The sequence below is a fragment of the Thermoplasmata archaeon genome (assembly GCA_038851035.1).
Classification (GTDB): domain Archaea; phylum Thermoplasmatota; class DTKX01; order VGTL01; family VGTL01; genus JAWCLH01.
The window spans coordinates 34,591-58,956 of sequence record JAWCLH010000008.1 but is presented as its reverse complement, the minus strand read 5'-3'; the positions used below and the strand labels follow the sequence as shown (position 1 = coordinate 58,956).

At 60.1% G+C, this 24,366-nt stretch carries 15 protein-coding genes; 5 read left to right on the top strand and 10 right to left on the bottom strand.

Going from position 1 to position 24,366, the window contains the following annotated elements; translation table 11 throughout:
* Positions 1-77 precede the first annotated feature (77 nt).
* A complete protein-coding gene (locus tag QW379_04080) occupies positions 78-6,755 on the bottom strand; it encodes a CARDB domain-containing protein (GenBank protein ID MEM2869586.1) in 6,678 nt (2,225 codons plus the stop codon).
* 151 nt (positions 6,756-6,906) lie between these two features.
* Here QW379_04080 and QW379_04075 point away from each other — a divergent pair, with 151 nt between their 5' ends.
* Complete coding sequence (locus tag QW379_04075; GenBank protein MEM2869585.1) at positions 6,907-7,518, top strand: hypothetical protein; 612 nt, start codon at positions 6,907-6,909, stop codon at positions 7,516-7,518.
* Positions 7,519-7,591: 73 nt separating this feature from the next.
* On the opposite strand, the gene QW379_04070 is transcribed toward QW379_04075, so the two are convergent.
* Positions 7,592-7,873, bottom strand: a complete 282-nt coding sequence (locus tag QW379_04070; protein ID MEM2869584.1) for a DUF749 family protein — start codon at positions 7,871-7,873, stop codon at positions 7,592-7,594.
* Between the two features lie 350 nt (positions 7,874-8,223).
* Between QW379_04070 and QW379_04065 the strand changes: the two genes are divergently transcribed.
* Positions 8,224-9,426, top strand: coding sequence for a hypothetical protein (locus tag QW379_04065; protein ID MEM2869583.1), 1,203 nt, complete (start codon positions 8,224-8,226; stop codon positions 9,424-9,426).
* A gap of 82 nt (positions 9,427-9,508) precedes the next feature.
* Positions 9,509-12,118 carry a sodium-translocating pyrophosphatase gene (locus QW379_04060; GenBank protein ID MEM2869582.1) on the top strand — a complete coding sequence of 870 codons (2,610 nt, stop codon included), beginning with the start codon at positions 9,509-9,511 and terminating at the stop codon, positions 12,116-12,118.
* 25 nt (positions 12,119-12,143) lie between these two features.
* On the opposite strand, the gene QW379_04055 is transcribed toward QW379_04060, so the two are convergent.
* The 3 genes from QW379_04055 to QW379_04045 all read right to left on the bottom strand — a co-directional run bounded on the left by QW379_04055 (position 12,144) and on the right by QW379_04045 (position 14,414).
* A complete protein-coding gene (locus tag QW379_04055) occupies positions 12,144-12,431 on the bottom strand; it encodes a hypothetical protein (GenBank protein MEM2869581.1) in 288 nt (95 codons plus the stop codon).
* 30 nt (positions 12,432-12,461) lie between these two features.
* A complete protein-coding gene (locus QW379_04050; protein ID MEM2869580.1) occupies positions 12,462-13,451 on the bottom strand; it encodes a hypothetical protein in 990 nt (329 codons plus the stop codon).
* 192 nt (positions 13,452-13,643) lie between these two features.
* Positions 13,644-14,414 (bottom strand): ATPase domain-containing protein, encoded by a 771-nt coding sequence (locus QW379_04045; protein MEM2869579.1) that lies wholly within the window; start codon positions 14,412-14,414, stop codon positions 13,644-13,646.
* 212 nt (positions 14,415-14,626) lie between these two features.
* On the opposite strand from QW379_04045, the gene QW379_04040 reads away from it, so the two are divergent.
* Complete coding sequence (locus QW379_04040; protein MEM2869578.1) at positions 14,627-14,773, top strand: hypothetical protein; 147 nt, start codon at positions 14,627-14,629, stop codon at positions 14,771-14,773.
* Positions 14,774-15,238: 465 nt separating this feature from the next.
* Here the strand turns inward: QW379_04040 and QW379_04035 are convergent, their stop codons facing one another.
* The gene (locus QW379_04035; GenBank protein ID MEM2869577.1) at positions 15,239-17,899 is read right to left on the bottom strand and encodes a DNA polymerase domain-containing protein; all 2,661 of its coding nucleotides are present in this window, start codon (positions 17,897-17,899) and stop codon (positions 15,239-15,241) included.
* A gap of 266 nt (positions 17,900-18,165) precedes the next feature.
* Here QW379_04035 and ppdK point away from each other — a divergent pair, with 266 nt between their 5' ends.
* Positions 18,166-20,961: a pyruvate, phosphate dikinase gene (gene ppdK, locus QW379_04030; protein ID MEM2869576.1), complete on the top strand. Its 2,796-nt coding sequence runs from the start codon at positions 18,166-18,168 to the stop codon at positions 20,959-20,961.
* 149 nt (positions 20,962-21,110) lie between these two features.
* Here the strand turns inward: ppdK and QW379_04025 are convergent, their stop codons facing one another.
* The 4 genes from QW379_04025 to QW379_04010 form a co-directional block, all read right to left on the bottom strand.
* Complete coding sequence (locus QW379_04025) at positions 21,111-21,542, bottom strand: twitching motility protein PilT (protein ID MEM2869575.1); 432 nt, start codon at positions 21,540-21,542, stop codon at positions 21,111-21,113.
* 19 nt (positions 21,543-21,561) lie between these two features.
* The gene (locus tag QW379_04020; protein ID MEM2869574.1) at positions 21,562-22,791 is read right to left on the bottom strand and encodes a translation initiation factor IF-2 subunit gamma; all 1,230 of its coding nucleotides are present in this window, start codon (positions 22,789-22,791) and stop codon (positions 21,562-21,564) included.
* A 17-nt stretch (positions 22,792-22,808) separates the two neighbouring features.
* On the bottom strand, positions 22,809-23,225 hold the full coding sequence (locus QW379_04015) for a 30S ribosomal protein S6e (GenBank protein MEM2869573.1): 417 nt from the start codon (positions 23,223-23,225) through the stop codon (positions 22,809-22,811).
* A 181-nt stretch (positions 23,226-23,406) separates the two neighbouring features.
* A complete protein-coding gene (locus QW379_04010) occupies positions 23,407-24,297 on the bottom strand; it encodes a hypothetical protein (protein MEM2869572.1) in 891 nt (296 codons plus the stop codon).
* Positions 24,298-24,366: the final 69 nt, after the last annotated feature.

The following is a 24,366-nucleotide window of genomic DNA, read 5'->3' as shown; positions in this document are numbered from 1 at the left end:
GCTGAATTCTCGTTGGAAGAGATAAGGTTTGGGTGGGGGGAGGGCTTAGCCCTCCATATCGCCTGCCCTCGACCCCTCTACTTTATCCTCAGCCTCGCGCCGCAGGTATCGCAGGTGACCTCGAGAGGTCTGGTCTGGTCGGTGATTTCCTTGGTCCCGGTGCACTTGGGGCATTTGATGCGCATGATTTTGGGCGGGGCCTCAGGGGGCGGCACGGGCTCTTCCTCCATCTTCTCCTCCTCCTCGCCCAGCCCCTCCTCGCCCAAACCTTCTTCCTCACCGCCCTCTTCCTCCGCTCCCTCCTCACCGGGCTCGGTCAGGGGTGGCCTGAGACCTGCCGGGGGTGCGGGGGCCGCCCTCCGCCTTGAGAAAACGGCCGCGACGACCACTATGACAGCTATCAGGAAACCGATGAGCAGCCAAGGGAATATGGAGCCGATGTCCATACCCGCGCCTGCCTCCGTCACCACAATCTTCTGGCTCAGGGTGAGCTCGACCGGGTCGTCGATGCCGTACTTGGCTGCTATCTTGAGAGTGTATTCATCCGCGCTCTCGGGCGTCCACTCGAGCACGACCTGTGCGCTCCTGTCCTTTTTAATGGTCGAGGTTATCGGCTTGCTCGCTACAGTGTTTCCATTGGCATACAGGGTGACTGTCACGCCCCTCATGTCCGCGTCGCCCGCGTTGGTGATTGTCACCGTCACTGTGAGGAGCTCCCCCTTACCCAGTCTGCTCTTGCTGAGCTTGATGTCCTCTGGAGTTAGGCTGCGGACTGCTCCCTTAATCACTTTTACTGGCACCCTGACCGCCAGGGACTGGGTTCCGTCCTTGGATATTGCTGCCACATCGAAGTCGTAGCTGCCCCTGTCTGTCTCGATGCTGCTGGCAGACAGGCGGACCGAGACCTGCCTCGTGGTCGTATTGCCGGGCTGAACGGTGATTGCGGTGGGGCTGAAGGTGAAGTAGCTCGAGCTCCAGCGGGCTGGGTATCTCGTTACTTTGAACGTTACGGTGTCCTCGCCGTTCCCGGTGTTCTTGACGATAATCGTGAAGTCCTGGTCGTCCCCGTAGGGGTCTATGGTCTTTTCTGTGCTGCCGGGGTCTAGGGTGAGTTCGATGCCATAGACCTGCTGTACAACCGCCGTCAGAGCGAGGGTCTTCTCCACAGTGTCGTTGCCTCTCGAGATGAACCTCAGAGAGAAGTAGTAGCTGTTGGCCCGGGCTTTCTCATAATTGGTGGTTATCCAGACCACGAAAGTAAGGGTGAGCTTGCTTTTGGAGTTCAGTGTAACGCTTGAGCTGCTCAGTGTAGACCCCCAGCCCGAAGGCAGGTCCTTGACCTGAATGTCGTACGTGTCAGGAGCGTTGCCGATGTTCTCCACCTTCACGGTGTAGACGAGTTCTTCGCCCGGCTTGCCTTCCAGCAAGGGCTCCTCCGCGCTCAGTTGGAAATTATATACTGCGTCGACCTTTGTTCTGAAGGTGAGGGTTAGGAAAACATTCTCGTTGTCCGCCGACCACACCTTCAGCGTGTGGTTGTAGAGACCGGCCGGCGCGTCGCCCGGCACTGATACTGTGAAGGTGAGCTCCTCGTACTGGTCCACCGCAAGAATTGTTGTCTCCTTGCTGACCGAGGCCCAGGTAATGTAGTCGCCCTCTTGGACCTTGAGCTTGAAGGTATCTTGACCGTTACCGTCATTGGTCAGCCTGAAGGTGTAGGCCACGCTCTGGCCGGGCCTCACAGTCTCCTCCGTGTCGGCCGATTCGAGCTTTAGGGCCGGTGTGCGCTCGACGGTTATGGTCAATGTAAGCACCGCCGTCTTTGTGATGTCCCCGTCGGACATCGCCTTGAGGGAAATTATGTAGTCTTGCATCAGGGCGTCCTTGTCTATCCTGATGCTCACCTGGACAAGTCTGCTCTTATCCTTCCCCAGCTCGAACAGATCATAGTCAAAGCCGACGAGCCAAGAGGAGTAGGGATCGAGGATGGAGAGGTCGAAGGTGTCGTTGCCGGAGCCCCTGTTCTTCACCGTCACATTGAAGGTCACGATTTCGTTGGCCTTGCCCTTCTTCTTCGCCTCCTTGGTTGTCAGCTCCACGCCATAGAAAACGCTCGTGGAGAGAACAATCTGAGCAGAGAAATCGGTGTGGCCTCGAACCTCTGCCTTTATTGTTACATCATATGCTCCGGCCGCTTGTCCCGAGGGCACTCGGACCGTCACCGCAACCTCGCGGTCCTCGCTCTCCCGGAGCTGGACGGAGAAGACGCTGAGCTGGGCCCACTCTTTGTAGTTGCCCTCCACGACCTTCAGGTCAATATCCTCCAGGACGTTCCCGGTGTTCTTGACCCTTATCGTGTAAACCACGGAATCGCCTTGCCCGCAGTCCTTCGAGGTGTCCTCGCTGCTCAGGCCAACACCGAACCTTTCGCTGACGGTGACCTTGATGTCCTGGCTCCTCTTCAGGGTGTCGTTGCCTCGCGACTTTACCTCGACCGTGATGATGTAGTCTTGGTTAGCCTGACCCGCAGGAACGTTCACCGTCATCATCACAGTAGAGAGGCTCGCGGGAATGATGCTTATGTTGTCGTTATCAAAGGTTACCCAAGTGGTGAAGGTCAGGGCGCTGAGGCTGAAGGTATCCTGGTTATTCCCTGTATTTTTAATTGTCACGTTGAATGTTACTCGTCCCCCAGGTCCCGTCGTCTTCTGGATTGCATCCCAAGTTGTTTCTAGACCATACCTTATGTCTATTTTTGTCGTCAGTGTTACATTGGCGGTGGCGAAGCTGTACCCCCTCGATGTGACCTTAATCACATTTGTGTATGTTCCGGAGAGCTTGTCATAGGGGGTGGCCCAAGGCGGGGTCACGGTCACCTTCACAATGGTGGAGTTTCCTGGGCCTAGAATGACCGAAGAGGTGTTGAAAGAGACCCAGTCAAGGCGCGCCCCAATAGCTTCGAAGTCGAATGTGTCTATGCTGTTGCCCGTGTTCCTGATGGTCATGTTAAAGTAGGCCGAGGCCACGCTGGTCAGCTCCTTGTAGGTATCGGAGGCGGTCAGCTCCAGACCGTAAAGAAGGTTTATGGTGGTCATCACGGTTATGTTCTGCTGCACAGCTAGGTTTCCCTGCGACTTTACATTCACGGTAATGTTGAACGACTGGGCGATGGCGTTGCTCGGGACGGCGACGGTCATAATGACTGAAGACGATGCCCCCCCAGCGAGGGTGATGGAGGAGGAAGAAAAGGTCACCCAGTCAGTATGCTCGCCTGACTTTGTCAAGCTGAAGCTGTCCCTTCCGTTGCCTTCGTTCTTTATAGTCAGCTCGTAAGAAGTGCTTGCGCCCGGGTCGACATAGCTGACGCTCACATTGCTGGATATCGCCACGCCATAGAGTTGTTTGATCGTCAGAACAAGCCTTAGGCTCGACCTGACAGAGTCGTTCCCGACAGACTTACCCTCAATGGTTATGTTGTAGTCTCCCATCGCAGGGAGGGGCTTGGAAGGTACGGTCACGGTTACGGTGACCTCCTCCGAGCTCTCGGGCCCGAGGGTGACACTGGACTTGCTGAATGAAACCCAAGTGCTGTAGTTAAGGGCGGTGAGCTGGACGGTGTCGTTTCCCGTGCCCTGGTTCTTGATTTTCACATTGTAGTTCACGCTCCCGCCGGGAGTGGTCTCATTCTCGGAAAGAAGGCTTGAGAGCTCGATTTTATATATCTGCCCCACAGAGACGGTGAGCTCGAGGCTCTTGGTTCGGTTAGCCGTGGACTTGAGCTTCCCTGAAACGGTGAAGAGCACATTCTCAGGCAGGGCGTTGCTGGGAATCGAGACCGTTAGGTTCACCATTATCGAAGCCCCAGAGCCCAAGACAACAGAGTCCTGCGAGAGGGAAGCCCAGTCTACCCTAGCGCCGGATAAGGTGAGGTCGACGGTATCGGGGTCGGGGCCTTTATTGGTGACATTGATTTTGAATACAACTTTCATCCCCGGATCTCCCGTCTTTCTTGTCTGGAAATCCCCGCTGCTCAGCTCCAGGTCATGCTTAGGGAGAACCTGGACTGTCAATGAAACTGACTGGCTCTTTGACGTATTCCCCAGAGAAGTCACCTTGAGCGATATCGTGTGATTGGCTGGTTTCTCATTGTCGGGTATCGTGACGTTGATGAGAACCGTCCGGCTCTCCCCCGTGTCGAGACGGATTGAGGGACTCGCGAGGCTAGCCCAAGAGCGCTTCTCGCCCGTGAGGTCAAGGGTGTAGTTGTCTGGGGTGTTGCCAGTGTTCTTGATTCTCACGTCGAACGTGACAGTGTCGGTTGGCTCTCCGCTCGCGTTGGCGTTGTTCACTATTAGCTCGAAGTTGTATATCGCGGTGACGCTGGTAGTTGCGCCCGCCTTTGTGTACACAGATGTGTCGCCCTGTGAGGTCGCCATGACCTCGCTCTTCACGGTAGTCACAGCGGCGTCCACGGGGACGCTCACGGTCAGATTGAGGCTGTAATACTCGTCGCTGCTCAGGGTGAGGAAGGGCGAGGAGATGTCAAGGGAAGCCCAGTTATTCGGATTCTGGCTCATGTTTACGAAGAATGTGTCCTTTGCGTTGCCGGAGTTCTTGATGATCACGGTGTATTTTCCACTTTCGCCCGGCCTGATGTCCATGCTCGATGGCGAGATCCACATCTGAACCCCGTAGGTCTGGTCGATAATGGTCACGAGACTCACGGAGGCGTTAACGGAGGACTTTGAGGTCGAGGTCGCCGTCACTGTCGTGGTCACATTCATCTTTTTCGCGTTTGCAGGCACGGCCACTGTGACCGTGACATTACTTCCTTCGCCCGGGCTGAGGGGAAGGCTAGAGTTGCTGAACGAGACCCAGGAGGGGCTGTCCCCCCCGGCTGTTATCGAGAAGGTGTCATTGCCGGAGCCCAGGTTCCTGATGGCGACAGTGTAGTTGGCGGAGCTGCCCGGTTTCGTGGTGTTGTAGGCGGATGTGGTGGTGATTGACACTTCGTAGTGTTGGTCTATTATCGCGATGATTGTGGTGTTGGCGGTCTTTCCGGAGGAGGATGTACCCTTGAGCTCGATGTTATGGGTGGCCGCGGGGGTGTCCCTCGCCACCTCAACCGTGGCGTTGATTACGGAGGTCTCGTCGGGTCCCAGGGAGAGGCTGTATTTATCGAAGTAGACAGTTAAGCCCGAGGGGACGGTCCCGACGGACATTGTAATCGTGTCGTTGCCATTGCCCGTGTTCTTCACCATGACCCCATAGGTCGCCTTTGAGTCTGGGGAGATGTGCTGGGAGTAGCTCCCGGACGGAAACACTGAGAGATTGTAGACCTGATTGACCCTGACGATGATCGTGTAGTTGGAGCTGACCACAGTGTCCCGCACCGTTGCCCTGACCACAATATTGCTGTCTCCCACCGGCGCGTTCTTGCTGACCGATACGGTCATATTTACCTTTGCGCTGGCTCCGGCCCCGAGTTCCATGGACGACCGCTCGAGGGATGGTGTCAGGTAGGCCGGAAAGGACGGGAGGGTAAGGTCGATGGTGGACTGCCCGTTCCCCGAGTTCTTGACCTCTATAGTAAAGCCGGTCGTTCCACCAGGGTCGGAGGTATTAATGAATGGCGTGGCGGAAACGTATGTGCTGTTCACCTTGTTGACCACGGCGGTCAGGGTGATGTTCCGTGTGACGCTGGCGTTGGTTTCGGAGACGAAGTTCACCCGGAGCTGCATACTAGTCGGATAGGAGGCGTTGGCCGGGGCGTAGACCTGCACCGTGGCCTGGGCGACTGACTTCGGGCTGATCGGCCCGACGGAGCTGGTGTGGGTCTCGGTCCACCCCGGTGCCGGGGAAAGGAACTCTACGGACGCGATGTCGAAGGTATCGGCCTTGTTCCCCGTGTTGTTAACGTTGATGGTGAAAGTGGTCATTGAATCGGGACTGAGGTATCTGACAGGGTCGGTAGCGGAGAGGGAGACGCCCCAAACCTGTGTTACATTAACAATAATACTCGCCGTCTTGGCCGCGCCCCCGCCTTGTGAGTTGCCGGTGATCGTGTAGGGGAACTGCTTGGCCTCGGTCCCTGGGGGCACATAGACCGTTACTATGACGGTGCTGAAGGAAAATGGCTGGAGGGTGGCGGGGTTGGCGCTATAGGATATCGTGAGGCCATCGGGCTGCTCCCCGACCGGCGTAAGGTTGATGTAGTTCAGGCCGTTGCCCTGGGCCACTTGCGATACGTTTAGAGTGAAGGTCCCTGAACTCCCCGGGGCTATGTCCTTGTTGAAAGCGCCGTCAATGGACATGCCGAAGTTGTAGATCTGGGAGACCTTTGTGGTCGTAGAGACCTGTTTGGTCTGCTCCATTCCACCTGAGTCGTATTTTCCTATCACTACGATTGAGACACCTACATTGTCGGCGACAGCGGTGGCACAGACGCCAACGGTCAGATATACCGTGACAGTGTTTCCCACGGACACCGAGACCTGGCTCGAGGAGAGCTGGGAACTCCAGGTCGTGGGTGTGCCGGAAGTTGAGAGGTTGACGAGAGCGGTCGCATCTCCAGTGTTTGAGATGCTGATGTTGTAGGTGACGGAGCCGCCAGGAGTGGTCGTCTGGGTGCTCTCGTTCGCCACAGACATAGCGACCACTGGTCCTGCTGAGACTGTCGTCGGAACTACGAGCACGCTCGCAATCATCAGAAGGGCCGCAAGGGCCGCGCTCCGCTTCGAAATTCTGGGCTTCATACCGAACCCTCGGGATGAGAACCCCAGGCCTCCCATTTAAATCTTCCGGAATTCTAATTTTACTAAAAATTCATAAAAAGGCTTTTGGATAAAACGATTGTAAAACGGGTCGACAACAACCTTTTATAGATGGAGCTGAATTTATTAAAGGATGGAAGCGAAACTCTTTGCAATCAAGTTGGAGAAGAGAATTAAAGACGCCATGGATTTTATCGCAAGAGAAACCGGGGCCACGCTCACCAAGTTGTATTACAAACCCATTGAGGAAACCACGCATGAGATTCTTGGCAAGCTTCTCCTGAAGAAGCTGGAGGGCGTCGACATCGGAGAGAGGGTGATTCCTCTGGTTGTGGAGGAGTTCGTGCAGCTCCTGGAAAAAAAGGAAATCAAAGATGAGTTCCGGAGGATTTTCACTGGAATTCAGTTCGTGGAGAAGGAGTGGCTGGTATATGAGATGGACATGAAAGAGATTTATACCAGCATCGGAAGAGCCTACATCGACTCCGGCGGCCCGTTAGACAAAGTAGACAGGAAACTGGTCAAGGAAATATTCTTTGGGCATATGCTACAGCTCACATACAAACTGACGGCAATGGGTATGTTCAAGAGCCTTGACGACGAATGGCGGAGGAACGCCCACAGAATAGAGCGATTCCGGGATTGGCTCCTGAGAAAGCATGAGGAGCTCTACGGCCACGAGGTTGTCGAAGTGGAGGAGGTCTACGACGCCGAGGTGGTGGATGCGAAAAAAACGCTGAAGTGATTCTCTCTACCCCAGTAGCGCGGAATTTGCGCCTTGCATTCCTTTGGTGGGGAATTGCATGCTCGGGAAAGAACTAGGTGAGACTCATCAAAGCGCTTTCGAGCTTTCTTCTCGCCTCCTTGGTGAGTCTGGCGTGAATTCTGCTCAGCTTCAGTTCGATCACCCTGAGGTCGGTTTGCTCGTCGAGGAAGATGGCATAATAACAGTTCTCCCTGCCGATGTGGAGAATCGCCACCAGCTCCTCCTCCCCATGCTCCCTGTGCTCCATGCCGGAGCGAAGGTGAATTAGCCCTTGGAATTCTGTCGGTATCTTTCTAGCCCTATCTATCATCACCACGGTGGCCTTCTGGAACATGAGACAGTTATTCGCTCGAGATATTATGTTTTTTTCTCTGCCGTGGCTGTTTCCGGGCTCCGTTCTCCAGAATGCTGCTCGCAGGGGGGCTTTCCCTCGGCCAATAGAAGCCATTCAGCTGGCCTTTTGTGGCTAGATGTGATAAGTCACGCCGCCATTTGAAACAGCACTGTCGAGCTCACGGAGAGACTTTACCGGACCCGGGGCTTCTTCAACCTCAAGACCGCCCTCCCTTACAGGTCACGCAGGCTGCCCTTTTTGTACATTTTTCCAGTGGGTTTTCAATGGAACGCAGTACGCGCAACCTTTATCTGAGCCGAAAGCCTTCCATTCGCCCGGGAGAATGAGAAATGGCCGCACGTACGCTTCAGGAGGCCTATCAGGCATGCGGTGAGGATCTAAGCAACAAGGAGGCTTTTCTGAAGTACTACATCGCCAGAGAGAACGGGGCGTCGCTAGAGCTCATCCAAAGGATGCTGATGGACAAAAGGCCCGTGAAGGCCTTGCTCGCGGGCCAGAGGGGCGCGGGTAAGACAGTGGAACTGATGAGGGTGGTTCACGACACTGGCCCCTCGATGACCCCTCTTTATATCAGGATATCACCCCCCAGCCCCCAGCCATCTCCACAAGAGATTATGCTTCTACTAGCCCGAGGGATTTGCGAGCGCCTCGCCGAGAGCGGTGCCCCGCCGTCCGAGGCGTCTGTCCGGGGCTTCACGAGGTGGCTCAGGGAAACGATCCGGGGCCCACTGGAAGAGAGGACTGATCTGAAGGGGGCCGCGGATATGCTGGGTAGGGCCATGGAGAGGGCGAGAAACAAGGAGACGAGGACCGAACTCGTAGGCGCACTCGAGGGCGGCAGGGATGAGCTCGCAGGCAGGCTCACGGAGATGGTCAAAGATGCGGGGACCCGCAATGGCAAAGAACCCCTCCTGATTCTCGATGGAATCGACAATATGGAAAAGGGAGCGGCAGTTCAGTTCCTGCTGGAATCCGGCCTCATCAGGCTCGGCATAAAGGCCATCTCCACTATCCCCTTTGCGACACTTCACTCGCAGGATTACAGGAAACTCAGGCAGGCCTACGACATGATATCGGTTCAGGCCCCGGCCGAGCTCGCACCAGGAGCGCTCGCGCTCAGGGAGGGGTCCGCGCTGGAGCTCAGGGATATCGTCGACAAGCGTGCTGGCGAGGAGCTGTTCGAGCTACCCGCCCTCGACCTCCTGCTGCTCAACTCCGGCGGCAGCCCGGGGGAGCTTCTTAGGTTCACAGCGGCATCATGTCTCAGGGCGTCAATACAGGGCAGGAGCCGCATCACTGCGAGCGTCGTGGAGCGGGTGCTCGAGGACTACAGGCGGGAGATGAGGCGGCTCCTGAGCCCGGAGGAGTGGCAGAGGCTCGCACGGGTAAATCTCGAAAAGGGCTCGCCCGTGGACGCTGTGCTTGATTCGCTTCTGGACCTAGGCGCAGTAATCGAGTATTTCGGGAAGGGGGAGACCTTCATGGTCCACCCGGCTCTTCAGCCGCTCTTGAGAGAGAAGGGCACGGGCTGAGGTGCCGGAGCGCGTTGTCTCGCAATTCTTATTTATGGGATTGTTCATGCCCCCGCCAGAAAGGGGGATTCGCACGAAACGGATGAGGTGGAGAGAGAGCGCGGGAATTCTGATTCTGGCGGTCTTGGTTCTTGTGTGCACCGGTGCCTCATCATCTTTTGGAGCCGAACCGGTCGGGAGCTCCTATGTCGAGCTTCAGCTCAAGGTGAGGACCCCGGGTGGAGTAATTATAGTGGAGAACCCGGTCTCGGGGGACGACGTGGAGATTCACGCAATCATCCACAACACACTCCCCGATGCCGCCACGGTGAACGTTCATATCACAATCGATGGCAGTCCTGTCGAGGGTGGAAACCTCACGGGGAAAACGATTCCGGGGAAAAGCAAAAATGACTTCACGGTCAAATGGAAGGCCACGGAAGGAACTCACAGGATTGCCGTCAATGTCACAGGCGACATAACCGACAGCGCTACGCGTGATGTCGAGGTCTCGGTGCCGCCGGCTGCCTCGAGCTGTATTCTCGTCGTTCCGCTAGGCGGCTTCGCGGGACTCCTCTTCGCCGGCTTCCTGACTATTTGGGTGCTAAAGCAGGACACGGGCAGCAAGGAGATGAGGGCAGTCTCGGACGCTATAAAGGAGGGCGCGGAGGCCTTTCTCAAGACCCAGTACTCTACCATCTGGATGATTGCGGGGATAGTAGCAGTAATCCTCGCGCTCGCCATCGGCCTGGGCTCCGGGAATTGGATGGAGGGCGGAAAGACCGCGGGGGCGTTCGTGCTCGGCGCCCTTTGCTCCTCGATCGCGGGCTACATTGGGATGTTCGTCTCGATTCGCTCCAACATCAGAGCGGCAAGCGCCGCGAGAAGCAGTCTGAACCGGGCCCTCCAGATTGCGCTCAGGGGAGGGGCGGTATCGGGCTTTGCGGTCGTGGCAATGAGCCTGATTGGCGTCGCGGGAATTTATTATTTATACGGCATCGGCCAGGACCCGAGGCTCACGCCCCTGCTCATCGTTGGCTTCGGCTTCGGAGCTTCCTTCGTCGCTCTCTTTGCCCAGCTCGGCGGTGGCATCTACACAAAAGCGGCGGACGTCGGAGCCGACCTCGTGGGCAAGGTAGAGAAAGGTATCCCAGAGGACGATCCGCGCAATGCCGCGGTCATCGCGGACCTGGTCGGGGACAACGTCGGCGACTGCGCGGGCAGGGGGGCCGACCTATTTGAGTCAACGGCGGCGGAGAACATCGGGGCCATGGTGCTCGGTATCGCCCTCTATCCGATTCTAGGCATCAACGGCATCATGTTTCCGCTCGTCGCGCGCGCTTTCGGTCTTATAGGCACAATCATCGGCGTTTTTATCGTGAGCACAAGGGAGGATGGGGACCCCGTCGTTGCGCTCAACCGGGGTTACATCGTCACAACGATTCTGGCAATAGCAGGATTTTACATCGCTTGCTCCCAGATGCTCCACTCCAACTGGTACTTCGCGGCCGGTCTAACGGGCATCCTGACATCGTGGGCGTTTGTGTATATAACCCAATACTATACTGAATCAAAATACAGACCGGTCCAGGAAATTGCCAAGGCATCGAGAACTGGCCCCGCCACAACAATCCTCTCGGGCTTCTCCGTCGGGATGGAGTGCACCGGAATTCCCGTCGTAGTGGTTTCGATAGCCCTCTTCACGGCCTTCAAATTCGGTGAGTGGGGCGCGGGAGACCTTAGCATCAACCCATTAGCCGGCGGCTTCTATGGAACAGCGATAGCCACGATGGGCATGCTCTCCGTCTGTGCCTATATACTAGCCATGGACACCTTCGGCCCAATAGCCGACAACGCAGGCGGCATCGCCGAAATGTCACGCCAGCCCGAGGAGGTGCGGAGGAAGATAGACAGGCTCGACGCAGTGGGCAACACTACCAAGGCACTGACTAAAGGCTACGCGGTCGGCTCCGCCGCCCTAGCGGCCTTCTTGCTCTTCTCGGCCTACCTTGAGGCCTCCCACCTCACGCACATCGCCCTAGACAAGGTGGAGGTCTTTATCGGTGGAATGATGGGTGCGATGCTGATCTTCGTGTTCAGCGCCTATGCCATCCGGGCCGTGGGCAAGGCCGCCTCATCGGTGATCGTGGAGGTCAGGAGACAGTTCCGGGAGAAGCCGGGAATAATGACCTATGAAGAAAAGCCGGATTACGGGAGGGCGGTCAGTATCGTGACCAAGAGCGCGCTCAAAGAGATGATAGTGCCGGGCTTGCTCGCGGTTATTGTTCCGGTTCTGGTGGGCTTCTTCCTCAGGGCGGAGGCGCTCGGGGCCACCCTGATGGTCGGCACAATCGTGGGGTTCATACTCGCCATGGTGCTCAACAACGGAGGCGGGGCCTGGGACAACGCTAAGAAGTTCGTTGAGGAGTTCGGGAAAATTCGGGCGAAGGACCTGCGCGAGAACAAGGACATACTAAAGGGCGTGAGGGAGCGTGCCCCCGAGATATACAACGACCTCGTCAAGAGGGCTGAGGAGTCAGAGGACGACGCGATAATATTTGGGAAGACCAGCGAGATGCACAAAGCAGCGGTCGTCGGTGACACGGTCGGGGACCCGTTCAAGGATACCGCCGGCCCCTCGCTACACGTTCTCATAAAGCTCTTGAGCACCATCACGCTGGTGCTCGCGCCGCTCTTCGTTGGAACGCTATAGACCAATGCGAGGGCACGTGGCGGCCTCAGGCGTATCCCGGCGGCGGCGCCCCCTTCCCGACACCCCTCCCCTTTTTATCCTTGCATTCCGACCCCTTTCGCTTCCCCAGAAGCGCGAGCGGCCTCACGAAGACCTCGTCTGGGAGAATGTCCAGCTCGACGAGGCCCCTCGAGGCCATTCTCCTGAGCTCCATCATCAGCCTCCGCTCCGACAGACCGAGCTCTCGCGCCAGCGCCGCGGCCGTGGCTGGGTAGCGCTGCAGAGCAAGCTCGAGAATTCTCTCCTCCAGGCTCCCCCTTAGAACTGACGTCATTTCCGGCCCACCGATTCCCCGCTCCACCTCTCACTGAGAGCTGCTCCTCTTCTCCCTCCCCTCCTCAGCAAGCTCGGCTATGCGCTCCACCGTTCTCCGATAGCTCTTCATCACCGATTTCGCGTACCACTCCGTCACGTTCCACGCCTTAGAGAGGTTACCCCTTCGAATTCTGAAGCGCCTCTTCTGGAGCGCCGCTCCAGCGTCCTCCGGCGTGCTCTCCCCGGGGAGGCTCCGCTCGAGTACCCCGAGCTGGCCGAGCCTGCGGAGGTAACGGTAGACCGTGGGTTTCGTGGTCTCGAGCGTGGTGGAGAGCTCGTCAATTGTCCAGCCCGCCTCCGGCCGCTTAAGAAGACACTCCACAAGGAGGCGGAAGGGTATGCTGCGCTTCGCCCTCTTCAGGTCCATTGGCCCTATATCCGAGAGATAGTCCGCCGCGGTGAGGAGTTCGACCGCAAGCTTGTCCCACCTATCGCTGAAGTTGAAGCGGTGGTTGACGACCCTGATGCGGAACTCCCTCTCTGCCCCCGCCGAGACCGAATTCCGGGAGGGCTCGGCCTCGTCCCTCTTCCTCTCCGTCCCGACCGAGGCCTGAATAATGTCCACCACTCTGCGGTAAGATGCCATCGAGAGCTCCACATTCACCTCGGTGAACCTCCAGGCTCGCCTGAGGTCGTGGTAGCGAAGGAAGTAGCCCTTCCGGGAGAGGTCGCCCTCTAGGCTGCCTTGCCCCAAGAGGTCGAGGGCGGCGAGCTTGTCGAGATGGCGGTAGACGGTTGGGATTGAGGTCCCAAGGGCGCGCGCGAGCTCTCCGACGCTCCAGGCCTTTTCTGGGTTTCCTAGGAAACAATCCACAAAGAGCCTGTAGGGGATACTCTCGAGCGCATCGGACGCCCCGGTGCGAGTGTCGTAGCCGGGCGGGAGGTAGCCGATGAGCCGGAGAAATCGAAGAGCGACACGCTCAAGCTCCGGCTCCTCCGCTCCGGTGGGCCTGGAGTCAAGGATTATCTCAAAGGTCATTCCAGTGCTCCCCGCGGGTCCGATGCAGCATGTCGCTGCAGGTTATTATGTTTTTTCTGCGCAACCACGTGTATATGCGAACTGGGCGCCAGGCTCGGTTCCGAACTCCTCCGGGCTGTTTGCTATCGAGAGCGTTGCCATACCGCCGGTTCATTGAGAGCGCTCGGGGCCCGCGCGGCGCGAGGAGCGGGGCTACTTCAGAATCGCCTTCGTGACCGCGAACTCCCCGCCCTCCACGAGAAGGGTGAAGTAGCCGGGGGCATGCTTCGTGCCCCTCATCTTCACGACCCGAATTCTCCTTTGGACGTCTATGTCGCTCACTTCTGCCAGCTTAAGGTGGATGATGCCGTCGGCCAGAAAACCCTCGTCGAACTTACTGTACCTGCTCGAGTCGGGAGACATCTCCGAAATCAGGAAAACCGTGCAGTCCAGCTGCCTCAGTGACTCGAAGAAGGTGAACATCTCGTTGCGGGATATGGAGCGCTCGAACAGCAGCTCGTAGGCGTCGAGTGAGTCAAGGACCAGAAGGTCCAGACCTCCCCTCTCCTTCGCCTCTTGGACAAGTCCCTTGACGACTCTGGCCCAGTTCTCTCTATCGGACTCAATCCCCGCCTTGGCCATCTCTGCCCGAATGGTACCCAAGTCTATGACGCTCATCCTCTCCTCGAGCCCCGCCAGACCCATCCCCATTCGTTCCATTTGGGCCCTCAGAGAGCGCTCGCTCTGCTCGAGAGATAGGTAGATGCTCCGGCTCCCAGCTTCTCGCGCGTTGCGCCAGAGGATGCTCCAGCTCAGGGAGGACTTCATTGTTCCCGGCGTGCCGCAGACCAGGACGACGTGCCCCCGTGGAATTCCACCCTCCATCTGCTCATCGAGCCCTCTGACGAACGTCCGGACACGACCACTGCTATCTTCCATCACCACCACCCCCTGAGGGAGCCGGGATGAGTCAACGACCTGCATCTTATTTAACAGTTTTGGGGGGGTCCATGCCAGGGGCCGGCTGTCGAATCCCGAAATAACTTCCTCTCGGCAAATATAAGAGCCCTAAAACCATATCAATACATACGGAAGCTCACAAGGAGAAAGCTCAGATGGCTCATCAGGGAGATGGAAAAGGGTGAGGCCTCTGCATCTCAACTTGCAAGGATACAGAAGATATCGGAACGGTGGGTATGGGAGCTCTACCGCGGTATAGGGAGAGGGGCGAATATCCATATCCTAAAAAGCCCGGGGCATCCCCTAAGTTAATCACCGATGAAGAGAGGGAATATGTAATGAGGGCAAGAGATATAAAAATGCCACCGCTCAGAATAGTCTAAGAGCCCTCAAAAAGGCTGTGGCGTCTTATGGCAAGCCCAGGCAGCTCCTGACCGACCATGGAACACAATTCCCATTCTCAATCCAACAGGAAAGTGGAGAAGGCGGCGGGAGCTATTATGAAGCTCATCCGGCATTTCGAAGGGCTTGAGAGGGCATTAAGCTGCTATAACTACAGAAGGCAGCACTGGAGCAAGAAGCGCAAGGAGTGCGATGTGGCCTGCAAAGAGAAGGGCATTCATCAGGGAGAACATCAAGATGGTTGCCAGATATGCCCCTGCCTATCTATTGGAAGAGGGATTCACGGTAGAGAGGGGGTCCGGGACATGAACTCAAATCAACGAGAGGAACTTAATTCAGGACTCCACATGCGGAAAACCGACCGGCCTCCGCCGTTGCCTCATGATACTTGATAACGGGCCCGGGATGGCATCCGCCCGCGGCCCCCCGGCCGAGGCCCTCTCCCCTCAACAAACCGGCCCCGGCCCCGCGCCCGCCCCCAGCGCCGTCTGGACGGTGTCGCGCCCACTAAGAATTCTGTCCAGCCTCTCCTCATCATACCCGAAGGGCAGGAGAAGCTCCTCGGCGGCCCTGAGGAGGAGGCGGAGGTAGTCCCCCCTGTGGTAGCTCTCCGTCCCGCGCAGGGTCTCCACGGGCACGGCTTCTCCCCTCCCCCCGCCCCCGTCCACCAGAACGTACCTCACAGCCTCCCCCGGCGGGACGCTGACGCCCGCTCTCCTCAGCGCGGCGAGCGCGGCGCGTGTCTCGTTGAACTGGACATAATCCTCGAGGGCCCTCGAGACCCTTCTGGTCAGCACGAGCTCCTCGAGCGCGCAGCCGCCGTCCAGAACCCTCCGCGCAAACTCCCTCACGACATCCAGCGCATCCGGAATTCGCCGCATGAAGCCGGCCGCGTCCTCACCCTTTGCCAGGGCCTCCAGCATCCCCGCCTGGAGGGCGCGGACCAGCGACGGGCTGTCGTGCCTGCGCGCCGCGACGCCGCGCAGCTTCAGCTCCCCGCTCTCGAACAGACCGTAGTAGCGGTTCAGGGCCCCGGCCCCGGTCCCCTTGGAGGGCAGGAAGACCAGCCACCTGTACACGCCTTCTTCCGAGAGGGGAATTCCCGAGGCCCGGGATATCTCTTCAATAAGACCAGCCCTCTCCTCCAGGGGCCCCCTCAGCCAGAGCGCGTCCACTATGCCGTGCAGGACCTCGAAGCCCCTCCTCTCCGCGATTCTGGCGCTCTCGAGCAGAATCTCCCGGCCGTGGGCGTTGATCGCCTCGTGGCACTCGATTCTCCCGAAGGGGGCGTTGCGGTAGCCCGTGTAGCCGAAGCACGTCACGAGCAGGGGCTTGAGGCACCTCGCCCTCCTGTCCCACCTGTCGCCCGGCCTCCTCCTCAGCGCCTTCAGCTCCAGCCTCCGCCTGACCAGCGGCTCGAGAATTCTGGGTATGATGCCCCTCCTCCTAGCGCACGTCCAGTAGCCCAGCCCGGGAACGGGGAGGCCGCCGCACCCCCCGGCGCGTCCGGAGGCGTGGGGCCCCCGCCCTCCGGTATCCACACGCGCGTCAGGAGGCCGCGATGACCCGCCCGAGCGCCTTCGCGAGCCCGGTTCTCCAGCATCCATGCGCGCGTCAGAAGCCGCGTTCCCGGATGGAGGTCCTCTCCCCCCGGCTCCTCCGGGGCCTCCGGTCCCGGCCCTCTGGCGGAGCTCATCCCGCCCACCCGGAGCGCGGGCCCCGGTCCGCGCTCCTCCCCCTTCTCTCCCTCCGGCACTCCCGGCCCCGGCCTCCGGGGGTGGCTCGCTTCTCCCGCTCCCTCCGGACCACGCGCCCCCGGCCCCCCGGCGTGGCTCATCGCCCCCGGCGCCGGGCCGGTCCCCTCCACCCCTCTCCTCCCCATCTCCACCCCATTGCGGCCGGCAGCAGGGGCAGTTGACGGTCTCGGGGCTTATGTTGTGCAGGACCATTATGTGCGGGTACATCGAGGCGAAGTCAACCTCCAGAACCCTCCCGTGCAGGCCGACCGCGGGCTCGAATATGAAGCCGCCCCTGTCCGCCGAGAGGAGGGTCCTCATGCTCTTGAAGTCCTCCGGGAGGTTCTTCTTCCACGCCACCAGCCCTCCCTCGGAGAGCACTAGGTTGACCTCCATCGCGCTTATGGCGGTCCCCGGCGAGGAGCGGGCCATCCTCTGGAGGGGGATGCCCGAGAGCCTCGAGAGCTCCACGACGCCCTCGAGCCCGCCCTCCTGATATAGAAACGACGAGCGCCGGTCGATGTGGAGCCGGCCGCGCAGGTGGTAGGAGGCTGGCCTGTGCAGAATTCGGCCGTAGGTGAAGTAGCTCTTCTCCCCCCTCTCCGGTCGGCGGGGCCCGGGCTCGCGCCCGAGCTGGAAGCCCTCCAGACCGGCGAGGCGGGCGCGGTGGTAGAGGTAGGGGATGTCGAAGGAGTCGCCGCCGTCGGTGAGAATAACGTCCGGGTCCAGCCTGCGGACGAGCGCTGCCAGCTCCCTCAGAGCCCCCTCCTCGCCCCCCGAGATTCTCTCCCCGCCGAGCTCCACTGCCTCCAGCGGGTCGCTGAAGGAGGGCAGGAGGCCGCTCTTCCTCACCCGGACCCGGAGCCATGCAACGCGCAGGGGCGGGAGCGGGTAGTGCACCGACAGCCTGTTGTCCAGCAGCTCCCAGCCTCCAAGGTACCTCACCCTAGCCATCGGGAAGAGGCCCTGTTCGAGAAGAAAGCGCTGGCCCAGCTCCACGTCCAGATTGTAGAAGCGGAGGCGGCCGTAGCCGCCGAAGAAGTCCGCGGCGCGGGCGGCGCGCATGTGCAGGCCAAGCACCCGGGGGACCACCCGGAGCACCTTGTGCAGCCTCTCGCTCCCGATTCCTATCCGGCGGCTGGTCAGCTCGCAGTCGTAGAGGCCCGCGTCCAGAAAGCGCCACCTCGCTCTCTCGAGCTCCGAGGGTGGGCCGTGGATATAGAAATCGGGAAGGTAGCGGAAGGCGAGCCTCCTAGCCCCCCCCGGCCCGGCGAGCCAGACCACCATCCTGCCGGTCCGGTGGTCGGGGAAGGCGTCGAGGACGAAGGAGCCCTCGCCTCGCGCGGGCTCCGCTCCCTCACCGGCAGGCACCGCCGGGCGCTTCCCAGGAGCTACCTCCGCCGTCAGGCTCCACCCCTCCCTCCCTCGCCGGAGGAACGGCCGCGCCCCCCGCCGTCTCTCCCCTCCAGCCCGCGGGGTTAATATCACCGATGGGGGGAGGGGAGTGAATGTGGGGGCCCGGCACTCGAATGAGCCGGAGGCGCTCCGGGCGGTGGAATTCGCTGGGCGCGGAAGCCCCATCGCCGTTACGAAAAGTAAATTACAGGGCAGGCTCATGGGCCGGGAGGGGGAGTGAGATGGAGAACAAGTACGTGTACCTTTTCTCCGAGGGCGACCCGGAGAACAAGAAGCTCCTCGGCGGAAAGGGCGCGGGCCTCTGTGCGATGACTAGGCTAGGCCTCCCTGTCCCGCCGGGCTTCGTCATCACCACGCAGGCCTGCGTCGAGTACTTCGACAATGGAGAGAGGTTCCCGGAGGAGCTGATGGGCCAGGTCAGGACCGCGATGGCCTCGGTGGAGAGGGAGATGGGCAAGCGCTTCGGCGACCCAGCCAACCCGCTCCTCGTGTCCGTCAGGAGCGGGGCCGCGATATCGATGCCGGGAATGATGGACACGATTCTCAACCTGGGCCTCAACGACGAGACCGTCGTCGGCCTGGCTAAAAAGAGCGGGAACGAGAGATTCGCCTGGGACTCCTACAGGCGCTTCATATCGCTCTTCGGCTCCATCGCGCTGGGCATAGACGCGGATCAGTTCCACCGCGCCATGGAGACGATGAAGAAGGACAGAAAGGCAAAGTACGACACCGACCTCACCACCGAGGACCTGAGGGAGCTGGTGAACGTCTACAAGCTGATTGTGAGGGGGAACTACGGCCGCCCGATACCCTCCGACCCCTATGAGCAGCTCGCGCTGGCGATAAGGGCGGTCTTTGCCTCATGGAACGGGAAGAGGTGCGTGGACTATAGGAGGGAGTTCAAGATAACCCTTGAAATGGCCAACGGGACCGCCGCCAATGTTCAGGCGATGGTCTTCGGCAACCTGGGCCCGCGATCCGCCACGGGCGTCGCCTTCACCCGGGACCCAGGGACGGGCGAGAACGTCTTCTTCGGCGACTACCTGATGTCCGCCCAGGGCGAGGACATCGTCGCTGGAATTCGAACCCCTAGGCCGATTGCGGAGCTGAAGCACCAAATGCCCGAGGTCTACGAGCAGCTCCTGAAGGTCAGGGAGACTCTGGAGAAGCACTTCAAGGAGGTCCAGGACATCGAGTTCACGGTGGAGGAGGGAAAGCTCTGGATGCTCCAGACCCGCAACGCCAAGATGAACGCCGCCGCCGCGGTCCGGACCTCCGTGGACATGGTCAGGGACGGTGTGCTCACGAAGGAGGAGGCGATTCTCAGGCTCCAGCCCGCCCAGCTCGTGCAGCTGATGTACAGGCAGATTGATCCGAAGTTCAGCGAGCCGCCCATAGCGACCGGAATCGGGGCGTCGCCCGGTGCCGCCTCTGGGAGGGTGGTCTTCACCGCGGACGACGCGGAGAGGGAGGGTAAGGCCGGGAAGAAGGTTATTCTCCTCAGGGAGCAGACCAAGCCCGAGGACGTCCACGGCTTCTTCCACGCCCAGGGAATTCTTACAGCGGTGGGCGGAAAGACCAGCCACGCCGCGGTCGTGGCGCGAAGCATCGGCAAGCCCTGTGTCTCCGGCTGCGGGGACATCAGAATCAACCATCTGGAGAAGTCCGCCTACATAAAGGACCACAAGATTGAGGAGGGGACCGTCCTGACTATAGACGGGGGAACGGGTAGGGTGTGGCTCGGGGAGGTCCCGATGAGGGAGCCCGAAATGTCGGAGGAGTTCAATTTGGTTCTCTCTTGGGCCGACGAGTTTAGGAGGCTGAGGGTTCTGGCCAACGCCGACACTCCCCATGACGCCCGGACCGCCAGAAGGTTCGGCGCGGAGGGCATCGGTCTCTGCAGGACGGAGAGGATGTTCAACGCGCCCGACCGCCTCCCCATATTCCAAGAGCTCATTCTGTCAGAAAAGAAAGAGGAGAGGGCGGCGCTGCTCGCGCGCCTCTTGCCCCTCCAGAAGCAGGATTTCAAGGCGATATTCAGGGTGATGGAGGGCCTGCCCGTCACCGTCCGCCTCTTGGACCCGCCCCTCCACGAGTTCCTCCCGTCAGAGGAGGAGATTCAGTGCGACATCAGGAACATCGAGAAGTTCAGGTCGGTCATCGAGGACCTGAACAACCTGCCCGGCATAATCAGGGCGCTCGACCCCCAGCTCGAGAGCGTCCTGGCGATGGACGGGACGATGGTGAAGAATCTGGCCAAGCTCAGGTCCTTCGGGCTGGACAAAAGGGCGATCGAGAAGAAGCTCGAGACGTTGAGGAAGGTCAGGGCGCTCAGGGAGGTCAACCCTATGCTCGGGCACAGGGGCGTCAGGCTCGGGATCACCTACCCCGACATCTATGAAATGCAGATACAGGCCATTCTCGAGGCCGCTGGGGAGCTCATCAAGGACAAAGTGGACGTGAGGGTCGAGATAATGGTCCCTCAGGTCTGCACCGCGCAGGAGCTGAAGTGGGTGCAGGGGATAATAAAGAAGGTGGAGCAGAGGGTCACCGAGAGGCTCGGCGTCACTGTCCCGTACAAGCTCGGGACGATGATCGAGGTGGTGAGGGCGTGCATGAGGGCCGGGAGGCTCGCCGAGATGGCCGAGTTCTTCTCGTTCGGCACGAACGACCTGACTCAGGCGACCTTCAGCTTCTCCCGCGAGGACGCGGAGAACAAATTCCTCCCGCTCTACAACGAGCGCAGAATTCTGCAGGACAACCCCTTCGAGATTCTGGACGTGAAGGGCGTGGGGAGGCTAATGATGATCACCGTCGAGTGGGGCAGGAAGACCCGCCCGGACCTGAAGCTCGGCATCTGCGGGGAGCACGGGGGCGAGCCTCAGGCGATAGAGTTCTGCCACATCATCAATCTGGACTACGTGAGCTGCTCGCCCTACCGCGTGCCGATAGCCAGGCTCGCGGCCGCGCAGGCGGCGCTCAAAGAGAAGAGAGGGGTTCTGAAGCCGCCGAAGTGAGGGCCCGGCGCGCGACCGGAGGGCCCCGTTGCGATCCCGCCCGGGCCCGCGCTGTCCCGGCCGGTCCGGGCAGACGGTCACCACTCACAGGATCTCGATGTGGCCCCGGAGGGTGGAGAAACGAGGCGTCGTCGGTGATCTGTCGCCCCTCACAGAATCTCGAGATGGCCCCTCCCCCGCAGGTACATCACCCTCAGCCCGGCCCCCCTTGCCCTCTTTCTGAGCGAGGCGTCGTTGGTCAGGAGCACCGCGCCGATCCTGAGGGCCGCGCTCAGAACAGCCTCGTCCCCCCCGCCCTCCGCTTCTACAACTCTATAGCGCTTCGCGAGTTCGAGCGCCGCCCTCGCCTCGGGACGCTTTTTCGAGGCGCTGAGGGCGCGGAGCTCCTCGACCACCGAGGAGGGCACGACCGCCTTGCATCCCGGGAGGACTCGCTGGAGCTCTGCGTCAAGATTGATCGAAAACTGGAAGGGCATCATGAGCGCGTTGGCGTCTAGCACGACGAGAGGCCCTCCCCCCTCCCTCACCATTTTTGTCTTCCACCTCTGAATTCGCTCCTCCCCGCCGCCCTCGCCGGTCACTCCCTCCCCCTCCGGCCCGCTACTGAATCTCCCCGTATCCAATCAGCCGCCACCTGCCCCCGACCTTCCGGCTGAGCGCGACCCTCTGGCCCTTCTCGGCGCACACAGGGAGCTTGAGGGAGAATGTGCAGATGTCGCCGTGGCAGGCCGTCACCACCCCGACCGTCGTTGCCACGCCCACGTTGAGCATCAGGGGCTCCTTGGTCTTGATTTCCTTGACCTCCGCCGCCTCCTGCGTGCCGACCATTCTCTCGAGAAGATGGGTTTTAAGGACCAGAGTGTCCCAGACGGGTGGTAGGGTCCCGGGCGCCCCGAGCATGTTGCCCACGAGTGCGTCGGACTTCGTGAAAAAGGGGTCTAGCTCCGTTCCTATCCCCACAAGCCCGCCGGGTGCGGCGCTCTTCACCTCCCTTCCTCCTGAGACGAGGGAGACAACCCTCGTTCGTATCGGCTCCCAGTGCGGCTTCTTGTCGGCCGTCCTAAGGCCGGGCCGAATCTCTACTTCCTCGCCGACGCTCAGGGTCCCTTGGATAATCGACCCGCCCACCACTCCGCCTTTAAGTTCCCTGGGCCTTGTACCGGGAAGGTTGACGTCGAACGACCTCGCGATGTACATTCTCGAGGGCTTATCGGGGTCCAGCCTAGGAGTCGGTATGGTTTTCTCTATCGCCTGAATCAAGATGTCCAGGTTTGCGTCGTGGTGTGCGGAGACTGGCACGATGGGTGCGCCCTCCGCAACCGTTCCCTTGCAGAACTCCTCAATCTCACGATAGTTCTGTACGGCCTGTTCCTCGCTGACGATGTCTATCTTGTTCTGCACGACGATAATGTTCTTTATGCCCACGATGTCCAGCGCCATCAGGTGCTCGCGGGTCTGGGGCTGTGGACAGGGCTCGTTGGCCGCTATCAGGAGGAGCGCGCCGTTCATCAGGGCCGCGCCCGATAGCATTGTCGCCATCAGGGTCTCGTGGCCGGGAGAGTCGACGAAGGACACGGAGCGCAGGAGCTCCGTTTTCGAGTTGCAAACGGGGCACTCCTCTTTGGTCGAGAAGCACTCCGGCTCGCCGCACTTGGGGCATCTGTAGAAGGCGGCGTCGGCGTAGCCGAGCTTGATGCTTATGCCCCTCTTTATCTCCTCGGAGTGCCTATCGGTCCACTCGCCCGTGAGGGCCTTCGTGAGGGTGGTCTTGCCATGGTCGACGTGGCCGACCATCCCGATGTTGACCACAGGCTGAGTCGGAACCTTCATCCTTCGCTCCCTTCTGCTCAGGCCTTCTTCGCTTGGGGCTGGGCCTGATCTCCCTTCGCCTTCAGTGCATCCTCGATCGGCTTGGAGCCGTGGGCAGAGATTCTCAGATTGATCTGCACGATTTCGGGAGAGATTGTGTTTCCCCTAAAATGCCTTCTCCGGCGGACGCCGGGCTCGCCCATCCTGTAGCCGGTGCTCCTGCTCACCAGAACCTCCCGCCTCCTTGGTCCCGGAAGGTCCTTCCTCATTGGGAACCCGTCCTTGTCGCTCCCGCCCCTGACAACGAGCTTGTAGCCCGGGAGGCCCACGAAGATTCCGTCGAACTCATCGCCTATTTTTTTTCCGATCAGGGAGTTGGCGTGGTGTCCAGAGACCACTGTCTGGTACGACTTCCCCGTCTTCGGGTCGGATATCACAGCCGTGAACTGTACCATCTCATCCCTCTCAGGGAGGGCACCATACAGTCAGGTAGAATATATTATTTTTGCTGACTGGCGAGGGCGGTGCGCGAGAGGCATCAGATTCAGCGTAGCGGTCTCGCTCCGCGCCACCACGCCTATTCGTAGAGCTAAACGGAAAAATCAAAGGGGGAGGGGCTGGGCATCGCCTAGACCCTCAGCCGCCCTCCGGTTTTCTCGGCTTCTCTGGGGTCTCTCCCCTGGGGGCGGCTTCGGTAGTTCCGGCGCCCGGCTCTAGCTCCGCTGGTTCGGCCTCAGGTAGGGGCTCTGCGGAGGGGGGGACCGGCTCCGCTTCGGTGACCGGTTCCGGCTGAGCGGCTGGTGTGCCCTCCGGTGACTCCATCTCTTCTCTAGGGGACGGCTCGGGCGCTCCGGCAGTTTCGGGAGAGGGCCCAGTCTCCGCCGGTGAAGCCTCCTCTCCGCCGGATTCCAACGTCGCGCCAGCGCTCAGCCAGAGCGGCTGTGGGGCCGATTCACCGGCCGGGCGGCTCGAGGCCTCCCCTGCCTCCTCCTCCGACCTCACGCGGGAAGCGCTCACTGCAAAATACTCGTACTCGCGCGAGGGCCCCTTGGGAGCGACCTCTTCCTTTGTGTACCTCTTGTTGCACCGGGAGCAGAAGTACTGGCCGCTGAAGACCTCGTAGGAGACGCTGAAGCCATCCACGGGGCACCTAGGCCTTCCACCGCTGACCCATCCGGCGGGCGGGGGGTTGACCCAGCCTCCGGCCTCGGGATGGGGCTGGCCATAAATTCTCTCGAATTCGGCCCACTCTCTGAGCTTTTCCGGTGGTGCGGGCTTGGCCTTAGGATACGACTCCGTTCCCATACTGCCGGAGAGCGGGGCGGGCTGGGGCGGCGCTACGGGCGTGAGGGAGGGAGGGACACCAGCCCCGCCTCCCGGTGGTGGCGATGGCTGCGTGGGCGTGGAGGGTGGGGAAGGCTCTGCCTTCTTTTTTTTCCACAGGAACAGGCCTGCGCAGCTCGGGATGACAATCCATGTGGATTTAGCCCTACTTTTAACCATCCTCTCCCTCCAGCGTCGATGCATAGGCAGATATGCTTTACCCCTCTATAATCCTTTTCTTACGCCCCTCCCCTATATTTCCTCTACTACGAG